The 13198-nt window shown below is 53.4% G+C and carries 15 protein-coding genes; 4 read left to right on the top strand and 11 right to left on the bottom strand.

The features are described 5' to 3' along the window. The first annotated feature begins 30 nt into the window (after window positions 1-30). Together rplM and rpsI are read left to right on the top strand one after the other, a co-directional pair. Complete coding sequence (gene rplM, locus NP596_RS04105) at window positions 31-459, top strand: 50S ribosomal protein L13 (RefSeq protein ID WP_256613970.1); 429 nt, start codon at window positions 31-33, stop codon at window positions 457-459. A 15-nt stretch (window positions 460-474) separates the two neighbouring features. After that, window positions 475-864: a 30S ribosomal protein S9 gene (rpsI, locus tag NP596_RS04100; protein ID WP_256613969.1), complete on the top strand. Its 390-nt coding sequence runs from the start codon at window positions 475-477 to the stop codon at window positions 862-864. Between the two features lie 274 nt (window positions 865-1138). On the opposite strand, the gene NP596_RS04095 is transcribed toward rpsI, so the two are convergent. From NP596_RS04095 to NP596_RS04075, 5 genes are all read right to left on the bottom strand, one after another. Next, on the bottom strand, window positions 1139-1726 hold the full coding sequence (locus tag NP596_RS04095; protein WP_256613967.1) for an alpha-ketoglutarate-dependent dioxygenase AlkB family protein: 588 nt from the start codon (window positions 1724-1726) through the stop codon (window positions 1139-1141). Between the two features lie 12 nt (window positions 1727-1738). Beyond that, complete coding sequence (locus NP596_RS04090; protein WP_256613966.1) at window positions 1739-2134, bottom strand: bacteriohemerythrin; 396 nt, start codon at window positions 2132-2134, stop codon at window positions 1739-1741. Between the two features lie 30 nt (window positions 2135-2164). Continuing rightward, window positions 2165-2785 carry a glutathione S-transferase family protein gene (locus NP596_RS04085; protein ID WP_256613964.1) on the bottom strand — a complete coding sequence of 207 codons (621 nt, stop codon included), beginning with the start codon at window positions 2783-2785 and terminating at the stop codon, window positions 2165-2167. Further along, a complete protein-coding gene (locus NP596_RS04080; protein WP_256613963.1) occupies window positions 2782-3243 on the bottom strand; it encodes an amine oxidase in 462 nt (153 codons plus the stop codon). Before NP596_RS04080 ends, NP596_RS04085 begins: the two co-directional genes overlap by 4 nt. A 179-nt stretch (window positions 3244-3422) precedes the next feature. Beyond that, a complete protein-coding gene (locus tag NP596_RS04075) occupies window positions 3423-4052 on the bottom strand; it encodes a DUF938 domain-containing protein (RefSeq protein ID WP_256613961.1) in 630 nt (209 codons plus the stop codon). A gap of 50 nt (window positions 4053-4102) precedes the next feature. Here NP596_RS04075 and NP596_RS04070 point away from each other — a divergent pair, with 50 nt between their 5' ends. Beyond that, window positions 4103-5281, top strand: a complete 1179-nt coding sequence (locus NP596_RS04070; protein ID WP_256613991.1) for a GNAT family N-acetyltransferase — start codon at window positions 4103-4105, stop codon at window positions 5279-5281. A gap of 62 nt (window positions 5282-5343) precedes the next feature. Here NP596_RS04070 and NP596_RS04065 read toward each other — a convergent pair whose 3' ends face one another. The 6 genes from NP596_RS04065 to NP596_RS04040 are packed head-to-tail and all read right to left on the bottom strand — an operon-like array spanning window position 5344 to window position 12956. Further along, entirely contained in the window at window positions 5344-7461 is a 2118-nt protein-coding gene (locus NP596_RS04065) for a two-component system response regulator (protein WP_256613960.1), read from the bottom strand. Next, on the bottom strand, window positions 7454-9037 hold the full coding sequence (locus NP596_RS04060; RefSeq protein ID WP_256613959.1) for a sensor histidine kinase: 1584 nt from the start codon (window positions 9035-9037) through the stop codon (window positions 7454-7456). The genes NP596_RS04065 and NP596_RS04060 overlap by 8 nt, the downstream gene beginning before the upstream one ends. Then, complete coding sequence (locus tag NP596_RS04055; protein ID WP_256613958.1) at window positions 9030-9650, bottom strand: DUF1638 domain-containing protein; 621 nt, start codon at window positions 9648-9650, stop codon at window positions 9030-9032. Before NP596_RS04055 ends, NP596_RS04060 begins: the two co-directional genes overlap by 8 nt. Then, window positions 9647-10675, bottom strand: coding sequence for a uroporphyrinogen decarboxylase family protein (locus NP596_RS04050; RefSeq protein ID WP_256613957.1), 1029 nt, complete (start codon window positions 10673-10675; stop codon window positions 9647-9649). The genes NP596_RS04055 and NP596_RS04050 overlap by 4 nt, the downstream gene beginning before the upstream one ends. Continuing rightward, on the bottom strand, window positions 10672-11340 hold the full coding sequence (locus NP596_RS04045; protein ID WP_256613956.1) for a cobalamin B12-binding domain-containing protein: 669 nt from the start codon (window positions 11338-11340) through the stop codon (window positions 10672-10674). The genes NP596_RS04050 and NP596_RS04045 overlap by 4 nt, the downstream gene beginning before the upstream one ends. Beyond that, window positions 11337-12956 (bottom strand): ASKHA domain-containing protein, encoded by a 1620-nt coding sequence (locus NP596_RS04040; RefSeq protein ID WP_256613955.1) that lies wholly within the window; start codon window positions 12954-12956, stop codon window positions 11337-11339. The genes NP596_RS04045 and NP596_RS04040 overlap by 4 nt, the downstream gene beginning before the upstream one ends. Before the next feature lie 5 nt (window positions 12957-12961). Between NP596_RS04040 and NP596_RS04035 the strand changes: the two genes are divergently transcribed. Continuing rightward, a complete protein-coding gene (locus NP596_RS04035; RefSeq protein ID WP_256613954.1) occupies window positions 12962-13174 on the top strand; it encodes a hypothetical protein in 213 nt (70 codons plus the stop codon). The last annotated feature ends 24 nt before the right edge of the window (window positions 13175-13198 follow it).

The following is a 13198-nucleotide window of genomic DNA, read 5'->3' as shown; positions in this document are numbered from 1 at the left end:
ACATAGCCTTAACAGAATTAAGAAGCAAAGATGAAAACATTTAGTGCAAAGCCCGCAGAAGTTAAGCGCGATTGGTACGTGATTGATGCAGAAGGAAAGACACTAGGTCGCCTTGCTACTGAAATTGCACGACGTCTTCGCGGCAAACATAAACCCGAATTCACCCCGCATGTCGACACAGGCGATTACATCATCGTCATTAATGCCGAGAAAGTGGGCGTCACCGGCAACAAGGAAACAGACAAAATGTACTACCGCCATACCGGTTATGTCGGCAACATGAAGTCAGCCTCCTTGGGCAAGCTGAGACAAACTTTCCCCGATCGCATCATCAGCACCGCCGTGCAAGGCATGCTGCCTAAAAATCCGTTAGGCCGCGCCATGTTCAAAAAATTAAAAATTTACGCAGGTTCTGAGCACAATCATCAGTCTCAACAACCTAAAGTACTCGACTTTTAAGCAGGTAGATAGTTTATGGCAGCTCAATACTACGGAACAGGTCGTCGCAAAAGCGCGGTGGCTCGCGTTTACGCCACCATCGGCTCAGGAAAATTCACCATCAACAAACTTCCTGTTGACCAATATTTCGGTCGTAAAACCGACGAAATGATCGCCAAACAACCTTTGGAATTGCTGGCAAAATCCGGCGATTTCGATATCAACATCATCGTCAGCGGCGGCGGCCCATCCGGCCAAGCCGGCGCTATCCGCCACGGCCTGACCCGCGCGCTGATGTGTTTCGACGAAGGTTTAAGACCCACTTTGAGAAAAGCCGGTTACGTTACCCGCGATGCCCGCGAAGTCGAACGTAAAAAAGTCGGTTTGCACAAAGCCAGAAAACGTCCACAATACTCAAAACGTTAATCGTTTTCGGGTTGGACAAAAAAGCCGCTGCCAAGCGGCTTTTTTTTGCCCATCGATTTTTCGGACACTACACCGCACAACTCGACAAACGCCCCGCACCGCTAAGAGGTTGGCTAGCGAGCGGCCTTGGCCGAATCTGTCTCGCCCTGCCGTCCATCTCCCATCGCCGCGGCGCCATACGTCCGGCAGCATCCTCACACGGCATCCCCCAAATGCGCGCCCTAAACCATCGCTCCAACAAAAACCAATCGACATCGACTAATTTTCATGCCCTTTAAACGTTTACACGGTCAGTTGGCTGGCAGACTTTGCGAAAGGTTAAGTTAATCCGTGCCGCCGAAATCCCCCGGTCTTGCGGTACGCTATGCTGCCATTGGCTTTGAAATGCCGGCCGCATCAATAACAGGCTACCGGTGGGCAAAACCAGGCGGCCGGTTTCCCCACTGATTTTATGCCTAAATGCCAAAGGCCTGGCCGCTCCGAAGCTCAACGAGGCAATCAACGGCGACTCGCCTAATTCAGGCTCGTTGTCGGCGTGCCAGCCGACAAAATCATCGCCATCGCGGTAGAAATTAACCAACACTGAATTAAAACGATAGGCCAAGCGGCTTTCCACTTCGGCCCGAATGGCCAGCAACGATGCCGTCCAGGGCCGGGTCACCAACAGATTGTTGCTGTAGCTGTAGCGAATTCCGGCGTCGGCGTGCCAGGTTTGCAAGCGCGGCAACACGAACTGCCGTCCTCCAAACGTATAACGGTTATCCGGCCAAGGGTGCCGCCGCAGAAAATAGGCTAAAAACCGACTGCGGTCTTCGGCATCGTAAAAGTTTTCGATCAACTCCAGCTCGGGACAAACCGTCATGTCGCAATACCTTTATTGGTTGCTATTGGCGTTGATGTGCGCGGCCAGGGCGCTATCCATGGTGGATACATGCAATTGAAACCACTGCGGCAAACGCTCCCGGACAAAGGAACGCCCAAAGGCCAGCATGCCTTTGTCGACCCTGCTTTTGAACTGTTTGAATTCGCCCAATACCCTTAGGTGTTCGCCGGTGTGTTCGGTTTCGGCCGGAAAGCAGTTGTCCCGCATCAATTGATCTTCCATGGCAAAGTGTTGCGCGGTATGTTCGAACAGATGCCGGAATAAACCGGGAAACTCGGCGTTACTGGCGGCATCCAGTTGATTGAGCAGCGACACAAAGCACTCGTGGTCGCTATCGATGGCCGAATTAACCACCCGCCTGAAGGCGCCGGGATCGATTAATGTCATATTGCAAACCTCTGGTTATTTTGTCCGATTTTAAGGCAAGCGATAGCCTTCTTCCATCAATACCCGCTTGACCGCCTGCCGCGAACACATTAAGCGATAATGCGCCAGGCAATTGTCCGGCAAGGCAATATTGGATTTATCGGCCCAAAACTCCACATAAAACAAGGCTGCATCGGCTATGCTGAAAGCGCCCACCGCATAGCCTTGGGCCGGCAGCCGGCTGTCCACAATATCGAAGCCCTGCCGCACGATGTTTAAACCTTGGGTTTTAACCGCCTCAAAATCATCGGGATTGGAGCTGAACTTCTCGGTGGTAAATAGCCGGGCAAAGCCTTGGCCATGCAGGGTGCCGACCGCATAGTCGATTAATTCCAGCACCCGGCTATCGCCCTCGACATCGCCGGGCAACAAGTGGGCCCTGGGGTAACTGCGCGCCAACCAGTAGGCGATGGCGGCAAACTCGGTCAACGCGCTGCCGTCGTCTCGCACCAGGGTCGGAATGCTGGCCTTGGGGTTGATGGCCAAATATTCCGGCTTATGCTGATCGCCGGCTAATAAGTTTACCAAGTGCACCTCAAAAACCAGTTCCAGCTCTTCCAGCAAAATATGAATGCCGGTCGAACACGAGCCTGGGGTCATATACAGTTTCATGGGCATGCTAGAAAATGGGCGTTGGCGTTTAAGGCGAAGTCCCGCCACAGCACGGCGATCTCGCGTTTGACTTGGTTGATATAATCGTCGCTGGGTTTGTGTTCGTCCGGAAAATTGGACAAGGCACAGGAGGTGCGGTGCTTGTCCACCGCAAACAGCAGAAATTCATCGACAAAACCGTCGAATATCGGCAGTAACCGCCGAGTCAACGCCGACATGCCGCGCTCGACCGCTACTCCGGCGGACTGAAACGGCAAGCTGTGTAAAAAATTTAACGACTGGGTATAAGTATCCGTCAACACCGCCAACACATTGCGCTGAAAACAGCCGTCCCATTGCTGTTTGGAAAGGTCTCGGGCCAGCAATTGCCGATAGTCGGTTTTCATCCGGCTTTTGTGCTGAGCCAGGTAATCTTGAAATTGCTTGAAGCTTTGGCTGTTGATGGGTTCCGGCGGCATATGGACTGTCTCATTCGCAAACTGTGCGATTAAGCATTCAATATTAAGGCCAACTCGACGCCCCACTCCCGGCAACCTGATTATGCCCAGGTATCCGGCTTGTCCGCGCCCCGGAAAACTCGTCGCACAAAAAACATCCGCCTCATTCCGATTGCGCCCATTGTCATAAAGCCTACAAATCAGACAGCCCTGCGCTCCACGCGGCGAATGGCCTTGCGCTTGAACACCAACAGACGATTATTGGCCGGCATCTCATGATCGGCCTGTAATTCCAGACCGATGGCCGCGGCCAAATCGACCACCTCCTCAAAGTGCTTGATACCGCTACGCGGATTTTGCCGATGCAGCCATTGATCGAAACGTTCGTTGCTTTCGCTGGTATAGCTACCCCGGTAATTAAACGGTCCGTAAATACACACGCTAGCCTGCTCGGTTAAATAGTCCGCCAAGCGCGTAAATAACAGTTTTACCTCATCCCAACGCATGATGTGCAGGGTATTGGCCGTAAACAAGGCCTCTATGCTGGTGCAGGGCCAGACGCTATCGGCCACATCCAATTGCAAAGGCGCTTGCAAATTGGCCAGCTTGGCTTCCTGCTGCCACAGGCGAATACCGGCAATATTCTCCAACCGGTCGGTGGGCTGCCAAACCAGGTGCGGTAATTGCTCAGCAAAATAACAGGCATGCTGACCGGTACCGCTGCCGATCTCCCAAACCGTGGCGGGCCGGGTAAATACCTGTTTGAGAGCATCTAAAATGGGTTGCTTATTATTTTCGCAGGCTTGAGAAAAGGGCTTTTGAGTCGTCATGGGCTCTAAATTAATGTTATCTTGCCGATTTGACTGTACTGTTTTTAAGCGTGGAAGTAAAACAAATCCATAGTCTGACCCAGATAGATGCCGGCGACTGGAATCGTCTGGCCGGCGCCGATTATCCGTTTTTGCGCCACGAGTTTTTGTCGGCGTTGGAACAAAGCGGCTCTGTCTGCGCAAAAACCGGCTGGCAGGCGCGGCATTTACTGATCGAAGAGCAAGGCGAGTTGCAGGCCATTCTGCCCTTGTATGAAAAACGGCATTCCTGGGGCGAATATGTGTTCGATCAAGCTTGGGCGGACGCCTATCGGCGGCACGGCCTGGATTACTATCCCAAATGGCTGAGCGCCGTTCCTTTTACGCCCTGCCAGGGTCCGCGCCTGCTGGCGAAGCCGGGCGCCGATACGGCCGAGGTAATGCGCTTGCTGTTGGATTTTATTCGACAAGCCGCCACGGAAAAAGCCATTTCATCCTGGCATTGCCTGTTTCCGGAACCGGCGCAATTAGCGCATCTCGAAGCCCTGGGACTCAGTGTGCGCAGCGGCGTGCAGTTTCAGTGGTTCAACCGCGGCTATGGTGATTTTGCCGATTATCTGCAAACCCTGAGCGCCGGCAAGCGCAAAATGATCAAGCGGGAGCGCCGCCGGGTTACGGAACAAGGCATAGAGATGCTGCGCATCCCCGGTACGGCGATTACCGAGCCGCAATGGCAGGCGTTCTACCAGTTTTACTCGCTAACCTACTTGAAAAGGCACAGCCAGCCTTATTTGACCCCGGCTTTTTTTGAACAGCTTGCCGCCAGCATGCCCGAGCAATGCCTATTGATTTTGGCGGTGAAAGATCGAACTTACGTGGGAGCGGCCCTAAGCTTTGTCGGTACGGACTGTTTATACGGCCGCTATTGGGGCTGTTACGAAGAATATAATGCCCTGCATTTCGAAGCCTGCTACTACCAGGGCCTGGATTACTGCATTGAAAACGGCCTGCAACGTTTCGATTCCGGCGCCCAGGGCGAACACAAGATTTCTCGCGGCTTTGAACCGATTACCACCTATTCGGCGCATTGGATTAAACACCCAGGCTTTGCCGAAGCCGTCGCCGACTTCGTCAAACGCGAACAAATCGGCGTACATCAATATCGGCAAGCGGCCGCCGCTTATCTGCCCTTTAAACAAGAAAAGCGACAAACAGATACGCCTGAAGCCGACCCGCAAAATCGACCTTAAGCCGGGTTTTCTTATTTCTGTAACAGAAAAACAGCGGGCGACTATGCTCAAGTCCGGCTGGACTATGCCGTCCCTTGCCGCCAATCCGCAATCGGTTGCCAACTGGACAGCCAGTTGGGTAATGCCTCCGCCGGCATGGGGCGGGTAATGGCGAAACCTTGCGCATTTTCACATCCCAGAGCCAGCAATTTCAGGCCGTGCTCAATGGATTCGACACCTTCGGCGATAACTTGGCGCCCAAATGTCTGGGTTAGACTGATGATGCCCGTCACTATCGCCAAATCTTCCGCATCGCTCAGCATGTCGATGACAAACGATTTATCGATCTTTAAGATATGGACCGGCAAAACTTTCAAATAGGTCAACGAGGCGTAGCCGGTGCCGAAATCGTCCAAGGCAAAATTAACGCCCAGTTTTTGACAGGCTTGCATCACATTCGATACCCGCTCAATATCCTCCAAAGCCGCCGTTTCCAGTATTTCCAGCTCCAGACAATGGGGGCGCAACTCAGGGTATTGCGCCAATTGCGCGGTCAATTCAGTCACAAAATTTGCCTGCAGCAAATGACGGGGCGCGATATTGATACTGACCGTCAGCATGATCCCCATTTGCTGCCATTCTTGCAGATAATGTAACGCTCGGTTTAGCACCCATTTACCGATGGCCACCTCCAGCTCGGTATCCGAAATCGCCGGCAAAAACGCTGACGGCGGCAACAAGCCACGGCCGGGGTCTTGCCAACGGATCAAGGCTTCGACACCAAACACCCTACCCTGCCGCATATTGATCTTGGGTTGAAAATACAGCACAAATTCATGCTGTTGCAGCGCCTCTTCGATACGGGCAAAGGTTTTCCCTTGCTCCAGCGCCAACCTGTCCAAATGCGGATCGAACAATTGGTAACGATTTTTTCCGCGCTGCTTGGCGACATACATGGCCTGATCGGCGTGCCGGATCAGGGTTTCCGCGTCGGTAAAATCATCCGGATACAGGGTAAAACCTATGCTGGCGGACACCGAAACATGATGACCGGAAAGCACGGTAGCCTCCGCCAACTTGGCTAAAAGCCTATCCAAAACCGCCCGGCATTCCCTGCCATCGTTGATATCCAACAAAACCAGCACAAATTCGTCTCCTCCAATACGCGCCAGAGTGTCCCCCGCCCTCAGACAGCCTTTGATACGCTGGGTGACCTCTATCAATAATTGATCGCCGGTTTCATGGCCGTAGCTGTCATTGATCGGTTTAAAACCATCCAGATCCAGATAGCAAACCGCCATCAAATTTTTCGCGCGTTGGGCGTGCACAATGGCCTGATCGATGCGGTCGGTCAACAAAACCCGGTTCGGCACCCCGGTCAGCGCGTCGAAATGCGCGATGCGCTCCAAGTTGTATTGCTGGTTTTTAAGCAAGGTGATGTCGGCAAAAATACCAATGAAATGATGAATGGCGCCGCTTTCGTCCTTGACGGTGGAAATGGATGTCAGGGCGGCATATATTTCGCCACGCTTATTCCGATTCCAGATTTCACCGCTCCAATGATTCTCGGTGAGCAGGCTGTGCCACATGTTTTTGTAAAAGTCCATCGGCTGCCGGCCCGATTTTAGAACCCGCGGGGTTTGACCGCGAATGTCGTCGAGTTGGTACCCCGTAATACGGGTGAAAGCTCCATTGACGTTGATAATGCGATTTTCGGCATCGGTGATCACAATGCCGTCGTGACTAAAGGCAAAAACGCTCGCCGCCAGACGTAGCGATGCTTCCCGGCTTTGCAGTTCCTTTCGCATCTGCTCGCGCTCCAGTTGGTAACGAATGCGTAGGCGGGCCGTTTCGATGTTGACCGGCTTGATCAAAAAATCCGCGGCGCCCAGCGACAAGCCTTGCACCTCGGCATCCATTTCGTTCAGCGCGGTGACAAAGATGATCGGTATATCGCGCAGAACAGGATTTTGTTTGAACAGCCGGCAGGTTTCATAGCCATCCATATCCGGCATCATCACATCCAGCAGTATCAGATCGGGCGGCGTTTCCTCATTCGCCAATTCCAGCCCCTTGGCGCCGGAGGTGGCTATCTGAATGACATAGTCTTCCTGCAATGCCTGACCCAATAAAGCGATATTGACCGGGGTATCGTCGATTATCAGAATTTTGGGGCGTTCTGTCGCGATGGGATCAACCATCACAAGCCCCCATGAGTTTGCGCAATTGCATGAGTTGACTGTGGGCTTCCTCAAAACGCATGGCGTTTATCAGCGCGCCCAAGGACTCGAACCGGCCGGCGACGGCACTACCCTGCAGCTTTGTTTGCACGATTTTGAATTGATTAATAGCGTTAAACATGTTTTTTTTCAGTAATAGACTTAATTCTTCGATATCGTCTTCAACATCCTCGGGCAGGCGCGAAACCAGCATTTCCGCATCCAAACCGCTTGCGGACCCGCTTTCCATGGTGGCCTCGGCCGAGCCGGACAGGGACGCCGCATCGCTTAGCGGCGGGCTCAGTGGTTGCTCCGCAACGGCGCAAACGATACGAAACCAAAAGCGCGCACCCTGCCCTGCTTGACTTTCCACTCCCGCCTGCCCCCGCATTAATTCCGCAAAACGCAATACCAGAGACAAGCCCAGGCCGGTACCTTCATGGCGCCGATTGGAGCCGCTATCGACCTGATTGAAAGCCTTAAACAGTAGATGTTGTTTGTCCTTGGCAATGCCCAAGCCGGTATCGGTAACGGAAAATTCCAACACGCAGGTATTCTCGCCGCTTTCCACTTCGCCCGCCTCGAGATGAATGGAACCGCACTCGGTGAATTTGATCGCGTTGCTCATTAAATTGGACAGCATTTGTTTTATGCGTAACTTATCCAGCTGATACATTTTCGCCGCCGGCCCCCGCCAAACCGCATCGACACGCAAATCCTTGTGCTGGGCGCTGCCGTAAAACAAGGCCAATACATCATGCAAAAGCTGTTGCGGACTCACCGGGGATACATTCAACTCCAGCCGGTCGGCCTCGATTTTGGCTAAATCCAAAATATCGCTTAACAAGGTCAGCAAGGTATTGCCGGAGGTTAGAATGGTTTTGGCATAATCGCGGCGTTGGTCGTCACTGCAGACGGGGGCGGATAACAACTGCGCCATGCCCAGAATGCCATTGAGCGGCGTGCGGATTTCATGCGACATGGTGGCTAGAAAATTGGATTTGGCTTTATTGGCGCTTTCCGCTTTGCGGGTTTGGATTTTGTTATCCAGGATCAGCGCAATATGCGAGAAAAAAGGCGTCAGATAGTTACGCATTTGCGCGGTTCCCAACAGGTCTGACATTTTCACCGCCCCCAGGAATTTGCCGGCCACCATGAGCGGCATCACCCAGGTGCAGGCCACCGCGGCGATGTTTTCCTTTAATAAGGTATGCTCCAGATCGGTGGACTCTTCAACCAAACCATGATGCTGAAACACATTGGCAATCAAGCTGTCGTCGATGGTTTCCACTAGCCGCCGCTGGCCGCTCAGCAGGTTGGCATAATGAATTTCGTCTTCATCCAGATAATAAATTTCCACATTGGTACCGCCCAAACTGCCGCACAGGGCCGACATCAAGCTTTCCAAAAAACTGTCCACCCCGGCTACCGGATTCAACAGCTCAACCATATGCAACACCAGATAAAGATTGGCCTTTTCTTCCGACAGCTTGCGTACCCGGTTTTCCAGATGGTTAACCCGGTTTTGCAAGGCTTGTACGGCGGCTGAGTCAGTCATGCAGGGCGAGACGTTGAGCAATGGCTTCGCCGACCACATGCTCCAGATGATCCAGGTCGACATCCAGCCATTGCAAGGGCAAGTCGACGAAGCGGGCCGCGCTTTCGGCCGCCTCGGTAAAGTCGCCGTTGCAGGGAGTTCTGAGCGCCAGCATGTATTTGTGGCCGCTGTGAAATATTTCCCGCACCACGCCGACGTTATTGCCGAAGCAGGCGGTGATCATGGGCTGCCAGGTAAGCGCCCAATCTTCCAGCAGAAAATAAGCGCCTTTTTCCAGTTCCCGCATAAAACGTTCGTAGCCCAGCAGCATGACCACGCAATTCTGGCCACGGGTGCGGCAGGTGTGGTGCTGTTCCAGGTAATGTTCCATCAAAGGATGGCAACTGCCGTAAAGTACCACGGTTTTTTCGCCGAGCTTTTCCCGCTCCTCCAAGGCTTGATTGAGTTCGGCCGACAAGCGGTTGAAATAGTTGTGCAGAGCCGAGTCCAGAAAATGGGTATGTAAATTCCAGTGATTTTTCTCGATCAAGCGCTCGACTTCCTTGCGCAGGATGCCGCAACCGATCATGGTTAATGGCGGCGGGTTTTCCGGCTGTAAGGTGATTGTTTTCATGACAGTTGCCCGAATTCAAAGGCGGCATCCAGCATGGCGCGAATATTGGCTTCCGGCACAGCCATGGGCATGACCCCGTTACCGAATAAAAAATGACCGCCGGGTTTGCCGATGTCGATGATTCGGCGCACTTCGGCGCGGGTTTCTTCAGCGCTCCAATGAATCATCTTGATGTCGTCGATGACGCCGCAGGTCAGGCCGCGGCTATTGATTATGCGCTTGGCTTCGGCCAGATCGGCCAGCGGACTGATGTAATGCGAGCGGATGCCCAATTGCGCGAAAACCGGATCGATCACCTCATTGAAAGGCGCCATGCCGCAGTAATACACCACATCCGCAACCCCGCCACGGCTTAAATCCTTTTGCATCCAGGGCATGACGGTATTGGCGATAATTTTTTTACTGACGAAATACGGCGAACCGAAGGGCGTGGAATAGACCAGCACATTGGCGCCGGCGGCACGCAAGGCGGCGAGGTGTTGTTGCACGAAATCCGCGCATTTACGCAACAGTTCATCGCGTAAATCGGTGGGGCCCAACAAAAACAATTCCATCCATTTATCCATCCCCATCAGAATGGCGGGCAAGGTCGTGGAGGCTGTGACATAAGCGCAAATCGGACGAGTGGCGCCCACTTCGTCGCGCAAGATGGCCAAGCAATCGGCAACGGATTGCCAGGCGGGATGTTGCGTGATGTCGCTAGGCACCTCGAAGGTACCGATGTCGTCCCAGTTTCCGATGACAAAATCGGCGACATTGGGAACCCCGTCGTCGGCAAACAAAATCTTTTTACAACCCAGCAATTCCGCTTCCTTGCCGACATATTGCAAACTCCAGACATTGTCGTATCCGTAGCGCTTTTGCATACGTAATTGCGCCTCCGCCACGCAGGCGCCATCGGCAAAATACGCTTTAGGATGCAGATTCATTTCCCGCGCGCCTTGATCGAACAAATTGCAGAAAATCGGAATCCGGGGGGCGGCGGAGCCGGTTACGGCGGCATCCAGAATTTGCAGGGGTGTCATGTCTTGGCCTCGTTAATCAGTCGTACAATGACTTTAGCGGCAGTCACGCCATCCGGGGCCCAGGCATCGGCACCGACTTTTCGGAATAAAGCGGGGTCGAAACGATAAGGGGCACCGCCGACGGCGAGTTTTATCCTGTCTTCCAGGCCGCGCTGTTTTAACAAGGCCCTGACTTTGATACTGCCGTTTTCGCCGGTTGCGGTGTGCACCATCATGGCGGAAATGGCAATCACCTGGGCATCGTTGGCAACGGCGGCCTCCACGAATTGTTCGGCGCCGACGTTGATGCCCAAATCGATCACCTTCACCATCAACGACTTCAAACAACCGCTGACGATACGCTTCCCCAAGGAATGCAGGTCGCCCGAGGCCGCACCGATAACTACCTTACCGATAATTTCAGGCGGCGAGCTGAATTTTTCCAGCATTTTTTCGGTGACATCGGCGGCAATTTGCGCCGTCATAAAATGTTGGGCCAAATTGGAGTCCTGGTCTTTTTCGATCCGCTCCATCATGGATTCAACCGCCGGAATCACCAATTTGAATACCACATCTTCCGGACTCAAACCATCGCGCAAGGCTTGATTGACCACGGCCAACGCCGCCGGCTTGTCCGTCTCGAAAACCGCTTCGTTGTAGGCCTGGATATAGTTTGTCAGAGTCATGACGTCGCCCGCATGGCAAGGGGTTGTAAGCGAAGGTTTTCGATAAAAAGCACTTCGTATTCGCTAATTCCGCCGAGATTGATGACCGTGGCCAGCCGGCGAATTTGGTCGAATTGAGCCATGGCATCCGGGTTTAATAGCAGTTCCTGGCAACCCGCCAAGCTGGCGTGACTGAATCGTTTGATCCTGTCCACGGCCATTTCCGGCAACAAGCCGACCCCCATGGCATGGTCCAAATCGAGATGTTGGCCCAGACTGCCGCATATCCATAAGGTTTGCAGATCGGCAACGGATAAACCCGCCATCGTCAGCAATTGTGCCATGGCGGCCGCAGTGGCTGCCTTGGCGCGTTGAAAAATATCGATGTCGCTCGCAAAAATAGCCGAATGTACGCAATTACTTACAAAACAAAATCCATTTTCGGGCCGCGGTTCGGCAAATCGGCCGGAGGGTTTTAAGTGCTTTTCCCGCAGCAGCAAGGCGATGGCATCGATAAATCCGCTGGCGCAAAAACCGCGCACGGGGCTGTTGCTTATGGTTTCCAGTTGCCAGTGCTGCCGCGCTTTACCGACTTTATAGATTGCACCGGCCTCCGCCGCCAGCCCGTTGCGCATCCCCACGCCTTCAAAGGCCGGGCCGCCGGGTACCGAGGAAACCCAAACGCTTTGCCCATCCCACACGGCAATTTCGGTATTGGTGCCTAAATCCGCCAACAAACAAGGCTCCGCTTGCGCGGTCATGCCGGTTATCAACAGATCGGCCAATAAATCGGAGCCGACAAAACCGGCCAGGGGTTGCTCTATGCCGATATCCGCATGCGGCATGCGCCATTCCCGGCGCCAGGCACTCGGATCATCGGGCTGGAAAACCAGCTTTTGCCGCCAATTCTCCAGTTCATATAAGGCATTACCGTCGCCGCCGCAAATCAGCGCCAGCATCACGCTATTGCCCACTACCCGCACTTGGCCAATCTCGGCAAGAATGGGGGTAATTTCTCCCAGATCGCGGCTTAAAATATCGCGAACGCCGTCAATAACGGCTAGCCGTGCCGTACGGCAAAGGCGTTGCCGGTCTTGCACACTCAGGCGGTTTGCATCCAACCGCGTCAATACATCGGCGCCAAACGCAACTTGGGGGTTGATGCCTATGCGACTGCCGATATGCCGCCCCGTTTGCCGGTGCCATAACGATAAGCGGATATGCGTGGTACCCAAATCGACGGCAAGCCCATACGGATATTGCAGATTGGCGGCAATTTCGACAACTGGGCGCGGTCGCGGCATTTGTTGAAAACTTTTCCACTGCGAGGCCGGTGCGGGGCGTTCAAGATACAACGCACCGGAACCGCGCGCTTTCAATTGGCATGCCAAACGCAAACCGCTTGCCAAATCTCCCGGCAACAGTTTTTGTCGTTCCGCCAGCGTTGCCGGGTTAAACTCGCCGGCTAAAACCTTGATAAGACAGGCGCCGCAACTGCCTAAACCGCCACAAGCGGCGCGGACTCTTAATTCGGTGAGATCGAGCGCGTCACGCACGGAGGTTGCCTCGGAAACGGAAATCCGTATCTCGGCCGTATCGCTGCGTACCGACAAACTATGCAGCGTTTCAACTGGCATCGGCAATGAATCGTTCGGCATATTTTCCTAAACCACCACAAACTTTAACCTTTGCTATGCAACCCATTGACAATGTACCCCCAATACCGGATGAATATTCAAAAGATTGTTTGCGCTTCGCTGCCTCGCACAACAAAATTTACGGCATGATGTCAGACATTGAAGCTATGCAACAGTTGGAAACGACTCATCGCCGAATTTATTTTTGTAATCCATGAATTACCTTTATAACGTCGAATTTT

Origin of the sequence: Methylomonas rivi (assembly GCF_024505165.1) — a bacterium.
GTDB lineage: Bacteria > Pseudomonadota > Gammaproteobacteria > Methylococcales > Methylomonadaceae > Methylomonas > Methylomonas rivi.
Note: the sequence above shows the minus strand (reverse complement) of the source record. Positions and strands in the feature narration are given on the sequence as shown.